Annotated in this window: 13 protein-coding genes and 2 tRNA genes; 4 read left to right on the forward strand and 11 right to left on the reverse strand. The window is 65.3% G+C overall.

From position 1 onward, the window contains the following. Nucleotides 1-49: 49 nt before the first annotated feature. Nucleotides 50-697 (forward strand): alpha-ketoglutarate-dependent dioxygenase AlkB family protein, encoded by a 648-nt coding sequence (locus tag D3654_RS06530; protein WP_120520746.1) that lies wholly within the window; start codon nucleotides 50-52, stop codon nucleotides 695-697. A gap of 72 nt (nucleotides 698-769) precedes the next feature. Further along, nucleotides 770-1,366: a DNA-3-methyladenine glycosylase I gene (locus tag D3654_RS06535; RefSeq protein ID WP_120520710.1), complete on the forward strand. Its 597-nt coding sequence runs from the start codon at nucleotides 770-772 to the stop codon at nucleotides 1,364-1,366. A 788-nt stretch (nucleotides 1,367-2,154) separates the two neighbouring features. Here the strand turns inward: D3654_RS06535 and D3654_RS06540 are convergent. Together D3654_RS06540 and D3654_RS06545 are read right to left on the reverse strand one after the other, a co-directional pair. Then, on the reverse strand, nucleotides 2,155-3,000 hold the full coding sequence (locus tag D3654_RS06540; RefSeq protein WP_120520711.1) for a rhomboid family intramembrane serine protease: 846 nt from the start codon (nucleotides 2,998-3,000) through the stop codon (nucleotides 2,155-2,157). A 21-nt stretch (nucleotides 3,001-3,021) separates the two neighbouring features. Beyond that, nucleotides 3,022-3,564 (reverse strand): peptidylprolyl isomerase, encoded by a 543-nt coding sequence (locus D3654_RS06545; RefSeq protein ID WP_120520712.1) that lies wholly within the window; start codon nucleotides 3,562-3,564, stop codon nucleotides 3,022-3,024. A gap of 153 nt (nucleotides 3,565-3,717) precedes the next feature. On the opposite strand from D3654_RS06545, the gene D3654_RS06550 reads away from it, so the two are divergent. Continuing rightward, a complete protein-coding gene (locus D3654_RS06550; protein WP_120520713.1) occupies nucleotides 3,718-4,674 on the forward strand; it encodes a hypothetical protein in 957 nt (318 codons plus the stop codon). A gap of 116 nt (nucleotides 4,675-4,790) precedes the next feature. Next, nucleotides 4,791-5,666, forward strand: a complete 876-nt coding sequence (locus D3654_RS06555; protein WP_120520714.1) for a glycosyltransferase family 2 protein — start codon at nucleotides 4,791-4,793, stop codon at nucleotides 5,664-5,666. A 287-nt stretch (nucleotides 5,667-5,953) separates the two neighbouring features. Here D3654_RS06555 and D3654_RS06560 read toward each other — a convergent pair. From D3654_RS06560 to gnd, 9 genes are all read right to left on the reverse strand, one after another. Then, nucleotides 5,954-6,029 (reverse strand) — tRNA-Ala (locus D3654_RS06560). Between the two features lie 72 nt (nucleotides 6,030-6,101). Beyond that, nucleotides 6,102-6,224 (reverse strand): DLW-39 family protein, encoded by a 123-nt coding sequence (locus D3654_RS20690; protein WP_245413114.1) that lies wholly within the window; start codon nucleotides 6,222-6,224, stop codon nucleotides 6,102-6,104. A gap of 47 nt (nucleotides 6,225-6,271) precedes the next feature. Then, nucleotides 6,272-6,345: transfer RNA gene (locus D3654_RS06565), tRNA-Ile, on the reverse strand. 112 nt (nucleotides 6,346-6,457) lie between these two features. Continuing rightward, nucleotides 6,458-7,108: a DUF3566 domain-containing protein gene (locus tag D3654_RS06570; protein WP_120520715.1), complete on the reverse strand. Its 651-nt coding sequence runs from the start codon at nucleotides 7,106-7,108 to the stop codon at nucleotides 6,458-6,460. Then, the gene (gene gyrA / locus D3654_RS06575) at nucleotides 7,101-9,785 is read right to left on the reverse strand and encodes a DNA gyrase subunit A (protein ID WP_120520716.1); all 2,685 of its coding nucleotides are present in this window, start codon (nucleotides 9,783-9,785) and stop codon (nucleotides 7,101-7,103) included. The genes D3654_RS06570 and gyrA overlap by 8 nt, the downstream gene beginning before the upstream one ends. A gap of 61 nt (nucleotides 9,786-9,846) precedes the next feature. Further along, nucleotides 9,847-11,922, reverse strand: coding sequence for a DNA topoisomerase (ATP-hydrolyzing) subunit B (gene gyrB / locus D3654_RS06580; RefSeq protein WP_120520717.1), 2,076 nt, complete (start codon nucleotides 11,920-11,922; stop codon nucleotides 9,847-9,849). A gap of 400 nt (nucleotides 11,923-12,322) precedes the next feature. After that, the gene (locus D3654_RS06585; RefSeq protein ID WP_120520718.1) at nucleotides 12,323-12,871 is read right to left on the reverse strand and encodes a DciA family protein; all 549 of its coding nucleotides are present in this window, start codon (nucleotides 12,869-12,871) and stop codon (nucleotides 12,323-12,325) included. Continuing rightward, nucleotides 12,858-14,051 carry a DNA replication/repair protein RecF gene (gene recF, locus D3654_RS06590; RefSeq protein ID WP_120520719.1) on the reverse strand — a complete coding sequence of 398 codons (1,194 nt, stop codon included), beginning with the start codon at nucleotides 14,049-14,051 and terminating at the stop codon, nucleotides 12,858-12,860. Before recF ends, D3654_RS06585 begins: the two co-directional genes overlap by 14 nt. 23 nt (nucleotides 14,052-14,074) lie before the next feature. Next, nucleotides 14,075-14,986: a phosphogluconate dehydrogenase (NAD(+)-dependent, decarboxylating) gene (gene gnd / locus D3654_RS06595; protein ID WP_120520720.1), complete on the reverse strand. Its 912-nt coding sequence runs from the start codon at nucleotides 14,984-14,986 to the stop codon at nucleotides 14,075-14,077. Nucleotides 14,987-15,019: the final 33 nt, after the last annotated feature.

A 15,019-nucleotide genomic window follows, 5' to 3' on the forward strand; every position in this document is an offset into this window, starting at 1 on the left:
CGAACCGTTGTTTCCGGCAGAAGCGTTGTTCCCGGCAGAGCTGCTTTCAATGCCCGACGCCGGGCCCCGGCGGATAGCCGACGGCGCCGTCCATTTGCCGGGCTGGCTCAGCCCGGAGCAGCAGCGCTGGATCGCCGACCGCTTCCGCGAGTGGGCGGCGGGTCCCGTGCCGCCGAGGGCTGCCGTGCTGCGAGGCGGGCATCCGATGTCGGTCAGGACGGTCTGCCTCGGCTGGCACTGGCAGCCCTACCGCTACACGCGCGAGGCGTTCGACGTCAACGGCCGACGCGTCTTGGACTTCCCGGACTGGATGGTCAGGCTAGGCCGCAAGGCCCTTGCTGCCGCCGGCTCGTTGCCGGAAACAGCGGCTGCCTACACGCCGGACACCGCGCTGGTGAACTTCTACGATGACGCCGCCAGGATGGGCATGCACCAGGACAAGGACGAGCGCTCCGCGGCACCGGTCGTGTCCTTGAGCATCGGCGACAGCTGCGTGTTCCGCTTCGGCAACACCGAAGGCCGGGGCAAACCGTACACGGATGTGGTGCTGCGGTCCGGGGACCTCTTTGTCTTCGGCGGAGCGTCGCGTTTCGCCTTCCACGGGGTGGTCAAGGTCCAGCCGGACACCGCTCCGCAGGGCTGCGGGCTGGAGCATGGCCGGATCAACATCACCATGCGCGTCACCGGAATGTCCTAGCGATGTCCGCGGAATGTCGTAGCCAGGGCGCACAATGTCCACAGCAGCTTTGAACGTCCTTTGGAGGCACCCATGACACCGGCCGGCACCATCCTCGGCGACGACGGCCTGGCCCGCCCTCCGTGGGCATCCACGGACCCGCTGCTCCGGGACTACTACGACACCGAGTGGGGCATGCCGGTGCGGGACGAGCACGGCCTGTACGAGCGCATCAGCCTCGAAGGCTTCCAGGCAGGCCTCTCCTGGGCCACCATCCTGCGCAAACGCGAGGCCTTCCGTGCCGCCTTCCTGGACTTCGATCCGGAGAAGGTGGCGCAGTTCGGCGAGGCCGACGTCGAGCGCCTCATGCTGGACTCCGGCATCGTGCGGAACCGCTTGAAGATCCGCGCGGCGATCACCAACGCCAACGCCGTCCTCGCGCTGAGGGCCGACGGCGGCTTGGTGGACTTTGTGTGGTCCTTCCAGCCGGAAAGGACGCCGTCGCCCGCCACCGTCGCCGACCTTGCCACCCGGTCACCCGAGTCCGTGGCCCTGTCCAAGGCGCTGCGGAAGAAGGGCTTCGCCTTTGTGGGGCCCACCACGATGTACGCGCTGATGGAAGCCATCGGCATGATCGACACCCATCTTGTGGACAGCCACCGCCGCGGAAGCTCCGGCGTCTGGAGCTGAACCGCCGTCCCCGGCTGTCCACAAAAGTGGGCAACTTTATCCACAGCTGTGGAAACGTGATGTGGAAAGCAATGTCAGAAGTGTAAAAAGCCCGGTTTCCCGGGGTTTTTGGAGAGCCGCTCTCGTTTCCGTGGTTTTCCCCATGTGAACAAGGCTGTGGATCGTGGCCGGGGCTTCACCAAGTGTTCATGGCGGCGGGATGGAGAACTTCACCTCGGTGGATGGGATGGACCTCGAATGTGGACGGTAAGCCGTCCCCGGCCCGCGGATGGCTCCGCCACCAGGGTTACCCACTTAACAACAGGCCGCTTCCCACAAGTTATCCACAGGTGGGGAAAAGCTGTGGTTACCTGCACGGCAAACCCGCGGATCCACGGGGAATCCGGCGTGGTTTAAGGGCAGAAACTACAACGGTGTGAGTTATTAACAATGTTGAAAAGCCTGTTGATATCACCCGGTATGCGCTGTGGATTCCATCTCTCCAGGAACTTTTCCACACTGCCGGAACTGGCGGCGGTTTTGTCCACATAACCACAAGACTGTGCAGCAAAGTTATCCACAGCTGTGGACGGATCTGGGTATTTCTTCGGCTGGAGGCCCGAAAACGGCACGGACAAGGGGCGAGACCCATGAACTACACAGATGTAAGTTACACACAGTGTGGATAACGGCTGTGGAAAAGCGAAGGCTGCTTGTGTGGGGGCTGCCCTGAGGTCGATTCGGGGAAGCGGGGTAGACGGGCACGCCAAAGAAGGCGGACCCTGGCCGCCGAATGCTTGGGGCTGGGCCTAGGCCGTGCGGAAAACGGTGGCGAGCACGAGGAGCACCGCGACGGCGGCGAGACCGCCGGCCTGGACGAGGGCGCGGCGCGGTCCGCGCGGCGCGTAGGCCACCGTTGCGGCAGCGAGGGCCCCGGTGATGAATCCGCCGAGATGTGCCTGCCAGGCGATGCCGGCCACCAGGAAGCCGATGGCCCCGTTGATGGCGATGAGGACCCAGAGCTGCCGTGTGTCCCCGCCACGGTGCCGCTGGATCACCAGCATGGCGCCGAAGAGGCCGAAGATCGCACCGGAAGCACCCACCACGCCAACACTGCTGTTCAAAGGCGTCAAGAGAAGGTAGCCGACGGAACCGCCGATGGCGGAAAGCAGGTAGATGGCCAGGAAGCGTATGCGGCCCAGCAACGGTTCCAGGGCCTGGCCGAAGATCCACAGCGTGTACATGTTGAGCACGATGTGGAGGAAGAAGCCTTGCGAATGAAGGAAGGCAGCCGTGAGCATCCGCCAAGGCTCGTCCACGAGAGCGGTCGCGAAGGCGAAGTCCTGGAAGATCGCGTCCCGGGGGACAATCCACTGCAGGACGTACACCAGGACGCAGGCGGCGATCAGCGCCAAGGTGACAACCGGTCGGCCGGTGACGGCGGTGCCGCCATAGGCGGAACGTACTGCCGGCGTCGAACGCTTCTGTTCGTTGACGCAGTCAACGCATTGGAACCCGACGGCGGCCGCCCGCTGGCATTCCGGGCACGCCGGGCGGCCGCAACGCTGGCACCGCACATACGATGGCCGGTCGGGATGCCGGGGGCAAACCGGAACGCCTGCTGACGGCTCCGCCGCCGGGTATCCAAAGCTCATGTGTTGTTCAGGCTCCGGGAATCAGAGCTGGACGACATCGATGCTGTTGATGACAACGTCTTCGACCGGGCGGTCGCCCATGCCGGTGCGGACGGCCTCGATGGAGTCGACGACCTTCCTGGACTCGTCGTCGGCCACTTCACCGAAGATGGAGTGCTTGCCGAACAGCCAGTCGGTGTTGACGGTGGTGATGAAGAACTGGGAACCGTTGGTGCCCTTGCCCATCTGGATGCCTGCGTTGGCCATTGCCAGCTTGTACGGGGCGTTGAAGTTCAGTTCCGGGTGGATCTCGTCGTCGAACTTGTAGCCCGGACCGCCGATGCCACGGCCCAGCGGGTCGCCGCCCTGGATCATGAAGTCCTTGATGATGCGGTGGAAGATCGTGCCGTCGTACAGCGGGGTACCGGTCTTGTCTTCGCCGGTTTCCGGGTGGGTCCAGGACTTTTCACCGGTGGCAAGGCCGACGAAGTTGGCCACCGTCTTGGGCGCGTGGTTGCCGAAGAGGTTCACCACGATGTCGCCGAGGCTGGTGTGGATGGTTGCTTGTGCGGTTGCAATGGTCATGGGCCCATTCTTTCATGCAGGGTCAACGCGGCAGCGGCCCGGAAGCCGGTTCCGCGCTCGGTGAAATCGCCCCGGATTACCCCGGATGAATAGCCGGTGCACGCCAGGCGACGTAGGCTAACAACAAACGAGCATGTGTATCGGGAGGTAGTTGTGAAGAAAACAGACCGGATTGCCCGCGACCTTGAGCACTCTGTGGCGGCAGGAGTTGATACCGCCAAAGACTGGGCTGCACCGCGCGTCGAAGCTGCCGTGAGCTGGGCGGTTCCCCGTATCCAGCACGGAATCGATACCGCCTCGCCGAAGATCCAGGAGGGCCTCAAGTCGGCCGCACACAACCTGGCCGACGGCGTCGCAACCGTTACCCCGAAACTCCAGGAAGGCCTGGCGAACCTCGCGCCGAAGATCCACGACGCCGTCGAGGACGCCTCGCCGAAGATCCAGGAAGCATTGAACAAGGCAACCCCGGCACTCGGTGTTGCCCGCGACAAGGTCGTGGAGGAGTACCTGCCCAAGCTGTCCGAACAGCTCGGCCAGGCGTCCACCGCCGTGCACCATGTCCTCGAGAACGCGCCTGCCCAGGTTGACGCCGTCGCCCAGAAACTGGTGGATTCCGGCGTCGTCCATAACCTCCAGGACCAGGCCCAGGCCGCCGGAGCGCAGTTCAAGGCGGTTGCCGAAGAAACCGGCAAGGCCGTCGCCGCCGGACTCGGACGCAAGGAGAAGCCCAAGAAGCGCGGCCTCCTGATCGTTACTGTGATTGCCGCGGCCGTGGCCGCGGGTGTTGCCGCGTGGAAAGCGTCCAAGCCGGTCGAGGACCCGTGGAAGACCCCCGTCCCGGTGTCCCCGGCAGACAAGGCGACCCCGGCGGATTCTGCCCCGATCCCGTTCCCGACGCCGGACGAGGTCAAGGCAGAGGGCGAAGCGGCCGGATCAGTCAAGGAAACCATCAAGGACGCCGCTGCGGACGCCGCGGACAAGGCCGCCGAGGTGGCCGAGGACGCAAAGGACACCGCCGTCAAGGTGGCAACCGATGCCAAGACCGCAGTGAAGAACATCGCCGCGAGCCTGCACAAGGATGAGGACAAGGACAGCAAAACCGAAGGCTGATCCCGGACCGGGCATTCCATTGAGGGGACTCCGCATCGCGGGGTCCCCTCAATGTTTATCCACACGTCACCGGAAGCTCCCTCTAGCGCGGGAATGCTGGTGTTAGATTTATCTGGATGTCAGCCGATAGATCGCCCGAAGAACCCGCACCTTCTGACGCACCCAGGCCGGAAGTCTCCATCGTCATCCCGGCGTACAACGAGGAAAGCGTCATCAGGCAGTGCCTCATCGCCGCCATTTACCAGTCTGTCCCCGCTGCGGAGATCATCGTCGTGGACAACATGTCCACGGACCGCACAGCCCTGATCGTGGGCCAGATGCAGCAGGAATACCCTGAAAGCCCCATCATCCTGCTGAGCCAGGACCGGGCGCAGGGCCTCATCCCCACCCGCAATTTCGGGCTCAACCACGCCACCGGCGACGTCCTGGGGCGCATCGACGCCGACTCCGTCCTGGAACCTGACTGGGTGGAACAGGTCCAGAACGCTTTCATGGACCCGGACGTCCAGGCCGCCACCGGTCCCGTGGTCTATTACGACATGCCCATGCGCCGCTTCGGCCTCAAGGCCGACGACAAGATGCGCCAGCTCATGCTGCGCCTGGCCAAGCACCAGTACCACTTCCTGTTCGGCTCCAACATGGCGTTGCGCCGCTCGGCATGGGAAACCATCCGGGACGAGGCCTGCCTAGACGAAAAGGACGAGATGCACGAGGACATTGACCTCTCGCTGCACCTGGCCGAACACGAGATGCGGGTCCAATACTGGCCGCAGATGGTCTCAGGCATGTCCGCCCGCCGGCTCGAGGATTCACCGCGGGACTACCGCTACTACGTAACCCGCTTCGACCGCACGTACAAGGCGCACAACGTCAAGAAGATGGCGTTGAAGGCTCCCATGGTCGTCTTCTTCTCGGTGTACTTCCCGGCCAAGCTGCTGCGCGCCATCCACACCGCAAGCTCCAGCCAGAGCGTCCGGCGCGGCGGCCAGTAACGGCGAGCCGCGCGGCGCTTAGTCCGTGCCGAGCCCGGCGAGCGACTGACCGCCGTCGTCCCTTTGCGCGGCCGTGTAGCTTCCGGTTCCCATCGTCTGCCGGGCACGACGCCCACCAGAGCTACGCCCACCCCGGCCGGTGATGAAGCAGGCGAAGTGCGCGGCCAGCGCGACGGCGGCAATCCCGGTCCAGAGCGCCTCGTGCCGTGTGATGTCGCGGAATCCGTGGAAACAATGCGTGCGGAAACGAAAGAGTCCCGGTCATTCCTGACCGGGACTCTTTCCTATGGTGGAGGCACGGGGACTCGAACCCCGAACCCCCTGCTTGCAAAGCAGGTGCGCTACCAATTGCGCCATGCCCCCATAAGAAGCAACCCATCCATCCTACCGCAGAACCTTCCCCGGCTTTCACCGGTTCCGTTCGGCGGCTCCTGGCTAGTCAACCGTGTCGGTTGCCTGGCTCCAGACCGTCTTCCGGGCTTCGGATTCCTGCACCTTCCGGTAGAGCAGGACGCCTGCGATCGCAGCTGCAACAATCAGCAACTTCTTCACATGCACCCCGTTCCGGTCCTTGCGGACCTTACCGTGAAACCGTGCAGGTTCCGTGGGCGTACCAGGACTTGAACCTGGGACCTCTTCGTTATCAGCGAAGCGCTCTAACCGCCTGAGCTATACGCCCCGATGCCTCATCGGGCCGAGATATGACTCTACAGCACATCCCGGCCCGATCTCAAATCGAGGCAATTCATCCCGGTTTTCCGCTGGTTTTCCGCGGATTTCCGGGGATTTTCCTAGTCGTCGGTGAGCGTGACGCCGATGCCGCCGACGAGCGTTGCGGAAATGTTATAAAGTACGGCGCTCAGCATGGACAGGGCCGTGAGCAGCACCACGTTGACCACCGAGATGATGGTGGCGAATGAGAGCACCTGGCCCAGCGACGCGACCTTCTTCAGTTCGAAGCCGCCGCCTTCGGAGCCGGCCAGGGTGCCCAGGAGGCTGTCCACCTGGTCGAAGATGCCGGTGAGGTCCAGGACCGTCCACAGCACCATGGCTGCCACCACGGTGACGATGCCCAGCGCCACGGACAGCAGGAAGGACATCTTGAGGACAGACCAGGGGTCCACCTTGCTCACCAGCAGGCGCGCACGGCGGACCTTCGCCTTCGGCGCGGGCTTCACGAGTCCGGGGGCAGCGGGGCGCTGGCCCGGGGCTGCGGGACGCGCGGCCTGCCGGGAACCCGGAGACGCAGGGCGCTGGCCCTGGGGGGCGGGACGCTGGGCGGCAGCCGGCGCCCCGGCCGGGCGCTGTGCCGATGCCGGGGCGCCCGCCGGGACCGGCGGTCGGGACCCGGCAGCCGCGCCTGCCTGCGGGGTGCTGGAAGGCTGACGAAGTCCGCCGGGGACGTCTGTGTTCGGCTTGGGATATGAGTCAGGATTACTCATTCGTTCCTCCGGTATTGTCTTCGTTCAGCTCGGTGCCGGGATCCTGGCTGCTGTCTGCTTCGGGGGTCCCGTCGTGTGATGCGGCCGCCTGGGCGGCGCCGCCATCTGCAGCCAACGTTACGTTATCCTCGGCTCCGGACTGCTGTTCTTCATCCGTCTCTTCACCCTCGAGGCCGCGTTCGCTGTTGCGCGCCACCTCGATGATGCGGTCGTTCTTGTCCGGCTTGGCAAAGATGACGCCCATCGTATCGCGACCCTTCGCAGGGACACCGGCGACGGCGGACCGGACAACCTTGCCGCCCTCCATCACCACCAGGACTTCGTCCTCGTCCTGGACGATGAGCGCACCCACCAGATCGCCGCGCTCTTCGGCCAGTTTGGCCACCTTGATGCCAAGGCCGCCGCGGCCCTGGAGCCGGTATTCCTCGACGGCGGTGCGCTTGGCGTATCCGCCTTCCGTCACCACGAAGACGTAGGAGCCGTCCTTCACGACGTCCGCGGCCAACAGCTCGTCGTCTTCACGGAACTTCATGCCGGTCACGCCGGAGGTGGCACGGCCCATCGGGCGCAGTGCCTCGTCCGTTGCAGTGAAGCGGATGGACTGGCCCTTGCGGGAGACCAGGAGGAGGTCGTCGGTTTCGGACACCAGCTGTGCCGAGACCAGTTCGTCCTCGTCGCGCAGGTTGATGGCGATGACGCCGGCGCTGCGGTTGGTGTCGTAGTCCTCCAGGCGGGTCTTCTTGACGAGCCCGCTCTTCGTGGCGAGCACCAGGTAGGGGGCCTGGGCGTAGTCGCGCAGGTCCAGGACCTGGGCAATGTGCTCGTCCGGCTGGAACGCCAGCAGGTTGGCCACGTGCTGGCCCTTGGCGTCGCGGCCCGCTTCGGCAAGCTCGTACGCCTTGGCCCGGTACACACGCCCGAGGTTGGTGAAGAAGAGCAGCCAGTGGTGCGTGGTGGTCACGAAGAAGTGCTCCACGACGTCGTCGCCGCGCAGCTGGGCGCCCTTGACCCCCTTGCCGCCGCGCTGCTGCGAGCGGTAGTTGTCACTGCGGGTGCGCTTGACGTAGCCGCCGCGGGTGATGGTGACCACCACTTCTTCTTCGGGGATCAGGTCTTCGATGGACATGTCCCCGTCGAAGCCCATGAGGATCTGGGTCCGGCGGTCGTCGCCGTGCTTGGCCACGATCTCGGCAAGCTCGGTGCTGATGATCTCGCGCTGGCGCTGTTCGGAGGCGAGGATCGCGTTGTACTCGGCGATCAGGGCCTCGAGTTCGGCGTGCCTTTCCTGGAGCTTCTGGCGTTCCAGGGCAGCAAGCTTGCGGAGCTGCATGTCCAGGATGGCGCGGGCCTGGTCCGCATCGATGTCCAGGAGTTCCATCAGGCCCTCGCGGGCGGCCTCGGTGGTGGTGGAGGCGCGGATGAGCGCGATGACCTCGTCCAGCATGTCCAAGGCCTTGAGCAGGGCACGGAGGATGTGTGCTTCTTCTTCGGCCTTGCGCAGGCGGTACCGGGTACGGCGTGCGATGACGTCCATCTGGTGCGCCACCCAGTGCCGGATGAAGGCGTCCAGCGTCAGGGTGCGCGGTACGCCGTCGACGATCGCCAGCATGTTGGCGGCGAAGTTGTCCTGCAGCTGGGTGTGCTTGTAGAGGTTGTTCAGCACCACCTTCGCCACGGCGTCGCGCTTGAGCACGATCACCAGGCGCTGGCCGGTGCGGCCGGAGGTTTCGTCGCGGAGGTCCGCGATGCCCTGGATCTTGCCGTCCTTGACCAGTTCGGCGATCTTGATGGCCAGGTTGTCCGGGTTGGCCTGGTACGGCAGTTCGGTGACCACCAGGCAGGTACGGCCCTGGATTTCCTCCACGTTCACCACGGCGCGCATGGTGATGGAGCCGCGGCCGGTGCGGTACGCCTCTTCGATGCCCTTGTGGCCGAGGATGGTCGCGCCGGTGGGGAAATCCGGTCCCTTGATGCGCAGCAGCAACGCCTCAAGCAGTTCCTCGCGGGAGGCCTGCGGGTTCTCCAGGTACCACTGGACGCCCTCGGCAACCTCGCGCAGGTTGTGCGGCGGAATGTTCGTTGCCATGCCGACGGCGATGCCGGAGGAGCCGTTGACCAGCAGGTTCGGGAAACGCGCCGGCAGGATGGTGGGTTCCTGGTTCTTGCCGTCGTAGTTGTCCTGGAAGTCGACGGTTTCCTCGTCGATGTCCCGGACCATCTCCATGGCCAGCTGGGCCATCTTGGTTTCGGTGTAACGCGGAGCTGCGGCGCCGTCGTTACCCGGGGAGCCGAAGTTGCCCTGGCCCAGCGCCAGCGGGTAGCGCATGGTCCAGTCCTGGATCAGTCGGACCAAGGCGTCGTAGATCGCCATGTCGCCGTGCGGGTGGTACGTACCCATCACGTCGCCGACCACGCGCGCGCACTTGTTGAAAGAGCGGTCGGGGCGGTAGCCGCCGTCGAACATCGCGTACAGCACCCGGCGGTGGACGGGCTTCAGGCCGTCACGGACGTCGGGGAGGGCGCGGCCGACGATGACGGCCATGGCGTAGTCCAGGTAGGACCGCTGCATCTCCGTCTGCAGGTCCACCTGTTCGATGCGGTCAACCAGCACGTCGCCTTCAAGAACGGTTTCCGGGGTGTCCTGTTCCTCGGGGACCTCGGGGGTTTCGTCACTCATAGTTTGTATTCCGTTTCAGGTATATGTCGGTTCGGGAATCCAAGGGGTCTGAAGAGCCTCTTTAGATGTCCAGGAACCTGACGTCCTTGGCGTTCTGCTGGATGAAGTTCCTGCGCGACTCGACGTCCTCGCCCATCAGCACGGAGAAGATCTCGTCCGCAGCAGCGGCGTTCTCCATGGTGACCTGGAGCAGGGTGCGGCGGTCGGGGTCCATGGTGGTGTCCCACAGTTCCGTGTAGTCCATTTCGCCGAGGCCCTTGTAGCGCTGGATGCCGTTGTCCTTGGGCAGTCGCTTGTTCATCGCCGTGCCCTTGCGGATGGTTTCATCGCGCTCACGGTCGCTGTAGACGTAGTCGTGGCTCGCGTTGGACCACTTGATCCGGTACAGCGGCGGCTGGGCCAGGTACACATAGCCGTTCTCGATAAGCGGGCGCATGTAGCGGAACAGCAGGGTCATCAGCAGTGTGGTGATGTGCTGGCCGTCCACGTCGGCATCGGCCATAAGCACGATCTTGTGGTACCGGAGCTTGGAGATGTCGAAGTCCTCGCCGATGCCGGTGCCGAAGGCGGTGATCATGGACTGGACTTCATTGTTGCCCAGGGCCTTGTCCAGGCGGGCGCGCTCCACGTTCAGGATCTTGCCGCGCAGGGGCAGGATGGCCTGGGTTTCCGGGTTGCGGCCGCGCTTGGCCGAGCCGCCTGCGGAGTCACCCTCCACGATGTACACCTCGCAGCGCGAGGGGTCCTTCGAGGAGCAGTCGGAGAGCTTGCCGGGCATGCCGAAGGATTCCAGCGGGCTCTTCCGGCGGGCGTTGTCGCGGGCCTTGCGCGCGGCCATGCGGGCCTGGGCGGCCTGGATGGCCTTGCGGATGACGTCACGGGCGGGGCCGGGGTTGCGTTCGAGCCAGTCACCCAGCTGGTCGGTGACCACGCGCTGCACGAAGCCCTTAACCTCGGAGTTGCCGAGCTTGGTCTTGGTCTGGCCTTCGAACTGCGGTTCGGACAGCTTCACTGAGATGACGGCGGTGAGGCCTTCACGGATGTCGTCGCCCGTGAGGTTGTCGTCCTTCTCCTTGATGATGGACTTTTCGCGCGCGTAGCGGTTGATCAGGGAGGTCATCGCCGCGCGGAAACCCTCTTCGTGGGTGCCGCCCTCGTGGGTGTTGATGGTGTTCGCGTAGGTGTGGACGCTTTCGGAGTAGGCGGTGGTCCACTGCATGGCAACCTCGACGGCGATGTGCCGCTCGGTGTCTTCGGTTTCGAAGGCGATGACGTCCTCGTGGACGATGTCCACCTTCTTGCTCGAGTTCAGGTGCTTGACGTAGTCCAGCAAGCCCTCGTTGTACTGGTACACCACGGTGCGGTGCTCGGCAGGTACTTCGCCTTCGGTGGAGACCGCGTCCAGGTCCAGGTCCTCGCCGTCGGCCTGCTTGACCGGGCGCTCGTCCGTCAGGGTGATCCGCAGGCCCTTGTTGAGGAAGGCCATCTGCTGGAAACGGGCACGCAGGGTTTCGAAATCGAACTCGGTGGTTTCGAAGATGCTGCCGTCGGGGTAGAACGTCTGGGAGGTGCCGGTCTGGTCCGTGGCTTCGCCCTTGACCAGTTCGCCCTGCGGCTTGCCGCCGTCGGCGAAGGACATCCGCCAGACGTGGCCCTGGCGCCGGACTTCGGTGTCGACCCGGCGCGAGAGGGCGTTCACCACGGAGATGCCCACGCCGTGCAGGCCGCCGGACACCGCGTAGCCGCCACCGCCGAACTTTCCGCCGGCGTGGAGGATGGTCATGACCACCTCCACCGTGGGCTTGCCCTCGGTGGGGTGCATGTCAACGGGGATGCCGCGGCCGTCGTCGACGACTTTGACGCCGCCGTCGGCCTGGAGCGTCACCTCGATGTGGCTGCAATAGCCGGCCAAGGCCTCATCGACAGAGTTGTCCACCACTTCATAAACCAGGTGGTGCAGGCCCCGGGGACCGGTGGATCCGATGTACATGCCGGGACGCTTGCGTACTGCCTCGAGGCCTTCAAGCACCGTGATGTCGCTGGCGCCGTATTCCCGGGCACCGGCGGACGCATCCGGAATGCTGGCAATGTCCTCGGCGGACTCAGTTGCCAAAATCTCTGCATTGTCGTTAGCCACAGGCGCTTTCGACTCCTCTGTGTTCGATGGTCGCCGGCCGTCACCGCACACAAGGGCAGTGTCCGGGAAGGACACTCACCAAGGATGCGGCGGCCGCCAACAGGGGACGCCACTGATAACGCCGACGACCCCTTGACTGGCGGATCCGCAGCTGACGTGCTTAGCTGCAGGGCCAATCAACTGTTCGCCGGCGCCCAGTTGTCTATCCCCGATTCTATCGTGCCGAGGGCTCCAAGCCCGATTTGGCCGGGGCGGTTTGGCATAAACCTGCCTCTGGCAGGCCGCTGGCCCCCTCTGGAACCGCCCCAAACGGCACCAGTCGGGGAGCTATACGGCCATGGTGCGTTCCAGGCCGCTGTGCGCGATTTTGGCGAAGCGTCCGCGGAGAGCGGAAAAACGATCAGCCGTAGGTGTCCCGCGGGCCCCGGCCGTTGACGCTGCGGCCGCCTTTCCGCCAGTTCGGAGCCGTCGGAGCGAGGACATGGATCGCCGTCACCACGCCGTCGCCGAGCTCCTTGCGGAACAGTTCCAGGAGGCTCGAATTCAGCAGCCGGAGCTGCGTGGCCCAGGCTGTGGAGTCGCAGCGGACATGCAGCGTGGTGTCGGTGAAACTCTCCGGGGTGCAGTGGGCGGAGATTTCCGGTCCCACCAGGGCAGCCCATTCCGCCATGACCGATCCCACGGCTACCGGAGACGTCCAGCCCCGCTCGGCCACCAGGCGGCCGACCACCTTGCCCAGGCCCAGGGGATCCCGGCCGCTGCCGTGGAACTGGCTGAAGCCGCGGGTGTCCCGCAGCCCCTTCCGTTTCGGCGCGGCCTTTCCTGGGGCGGCGCGCCGCACTTCGCCGCGGGCGGCAGCGGCCTCGCGCATCCGGTTCAGGGCAGCCTGGGCGGCGTCGATCTTGTCAGGGTCGCGGCCGGGCTGCAGTCCGCCGTCATCCTTCGCCATCTATGCCTCCGGGGACAACCTTCACCCGCCGTCCGGCCAGCTCTTCGGGGATGTCGGCGTCGACGGCGGCCGTCACCAGTACCTGTTCGGCACCGGCTACTATTGCCGCAAGTTTACGCCGCCTTTGCACGTCCAGCTCCGCGAAAACGTCATCCAGGATGAGGATCGGGGCCGAGCCGCCGGTCAGCGAATCATCGAGCATCACGTAGTAGGACGCGAGGCGGAGTGCCAGGCACATCGACCACGTTTCGCCGTGGGAGGCATAGCCCTTTGCCGGGGCTTCGCCGAGCAGCAGGTCGAGCTCGTCCCGGTGCGGCCCCACCAGGGATATGCCCCGCTCAAGTTCCTTGCGGCGCGCCGCCGCGAAGGCCTGGATGTACCGCTCGCTGAGCTGGTCGACACTCAACTGCCGCAGCTCCTCCACCCCGGCGCCGGGCGCGCTTGACCCGTCGGCCGGCCCGCCGTCGTCGTCCAGTACGCCTTGGAGGGTGGAGCGGTAGAGCGCGTTCGCTTCCTTCGACCCGTCCGTGAGCTGGGCGTAAGCCCGCTGGAGGTGCGGACGGAGCCGTTCCACCAGCTCAATCCGTGCGTGCAGCAGCTCGGCGCCGGCCTTCGCCATGTGCTGGTCCCAGACGTCGAGTGTCGCCTCATGCCCGGCAGTGAAGCGGCCGGCGCGGGCGGACTTCAGCAGCGCGTTGCGCTGCTTGAGCACCCGGTCGTAATCGGCGCGGGTGGCGGCATGCGCGGGGAGGAGGCTGACGAGCATCTCGTCCAGGAAGCGGCGGCGGTTGGACGGATCGCCTTTCACCAGGGCCAGGTCTTCCGGTGCGAACAGCACGGTCTGGCAGATGCCCAGGATGTCCCGGGCCCGGAGCGGATTTCCGCGGTTGATCCGGCCGCGGTTGGCCCGCCCGGCATTGATTTCGAGTTCGACGACGGTCGCCTGGCTGCCGCGCACGAGCCTGGCCCGGATCATGGCGCGTTCGCTTCCGAACCGGATCAGCGGGGCGTCCGTGCTCACCCGGTGCGACCCCAGGGTGGCCAGGTAGCCGATCGCCTCCACCAGGTTGGTCTTGCCGATCCCGTTGGAGCCGACAAGGACGGTCACTCCCGGGCCGAGCTTCAGGTCAACCTGGGCGTAGCTGCGGAAATCACTCAGCGAAAGGTGTTCGAGGTACACGCGTGCTGCCGGCCTCCGGCCGCTTAGCTGGACGGACGGGTTGCGTGCCCGCCGAACTGGTGGCGCAGGGCGGACACCATCTTCATGGCCGGGGACGATTCTTCCCGCGAGGCGAAGCGCGCGAAGAGCGCTGCGGTGATGGCGGGAGCGGGAACCGCGTTGGCGATGGCTTCCTCCACGGTCCACCGGCCCTCGCCGGAATCCTCCACGTAGTCGTCGATCGATGCCAGGCCCGGATCCTCGTCGAGCGCCTTCACCATGAGGTCCAGCAGCCAGGAGCGCACCACGGTGCCTTTCTGCCAGGCACGGAACGTGCCGGGAAGGTCGTCGATGATGTCCTTGGCGGCAAGCAGTTCGTAGCCTTCGGCGTAGGCCTGCATCAGCCCGTATTCGATGCCGTTGTGCACCATCTTGGCGTAGTGGCCCGCCCCCACGCGGCCGACGTGCACGAAACTGTCGGCCCGTTCTCCTTCCGGACGGAGGGCATCGAAGACCGGCATGGCGAGTTCGATGTCTTCAGCCGAACCACCAGCCATGAGCCCGTACCCGTTCTGCAGGCCCCACACGCCGCCGGACACACCGCAGTCAGCGAAACGGATGCCCTTGGAGGCGAGGAATTCCGCGTGTTTCTGGTCCTCCGTGAACCGTGAGTTGCCGCCGTCGATCACCATGTCGCCGGTGCTGAGCTTTTCGCCGAGTTCGGTGATCACGGCGTCGGTGATGTCGCCGGCGGGAACCATCACCCAGACGATCCGTGGGCTGGGGAGCGCGGAGATCAGTTCATCGACCGTGGCGACGTCGGTGACCTCGGGGTTGCGGTCGAAGCCGGTGACCTGGATCCCGCCGTTCCGCATGCGCTGGCGCATGTTGAAACCCATTTTTCCAAGGCCGATCAATCCGATGTGCACGGTGTGAACTCTCTTCTGCGTGGGGATGGTGGCGGATGCGGTGGCCCGACTGGGCCCACG

The organism is Arthrobacter celericrescens, assembly GCF_003614925.1.
GTDB lineage: Bacteria > Actinomycetota > Actinomycetes > Actinomycetales > Micrococcaceae > Arthrobacter > Arthrobacter celericrescens.

Coding starts and splice junctions, on each gene's coding strand:
- D3654_RS06530 (WP_120520746.1), top strand. CDS start 50: ATGCCCGACGCCGGGCCCCGGCGGATAGCCGACGGCGCCGTCCATTTG.
- D3654_RS06535 (WP_120520710.1), top strand. CDS start 770: ATGACACCGGCCGGCACCATCCTCGGCGACGACGGCCTGGCCCGCCCT.
- D3654_RS06540 (WP_120520711.1), bottom strand. CDS start 3,000: ATGAGCTTTGGATACCCGGCGGCGGAGCCGTCAGCAGGCGTTCCGGTT.
- D3654_RS06545 (WP_120520712.1), bottom strand. CDS start 3,564: ATGACCATTGCAACCGCACAAGCAACCATCCACACCAGCCTCGGCGAC.
- D3654_RS06555 (WP_120520714.1), top strand. CDS start 4,791: ATGTCAGCCGATAGATCGCCCGAAGAACCCGCACCTTCTGACGCACCC.
- D3654_RS06570 (WP_120520715.1), bottom strand. CDS start 7,108: ATGAGTAATCCTGACTCATATCCCAAGCCGAACACAGACGTCCCCGGC.
- gyrA (WP_120520716.1), bottom strand. CDS start 9,785: ATGAGTGACGAAACCCCCGAGGTCCCCGAGGAACAGGACACCCCGGAA.
- D3654_RS06585 (WP_120520718.1), bottom strand. CDS start 12,871: ATGGCGAAGGATGACGGCGGACTGCAGCCCGGCCGCGACCCTGACAAG.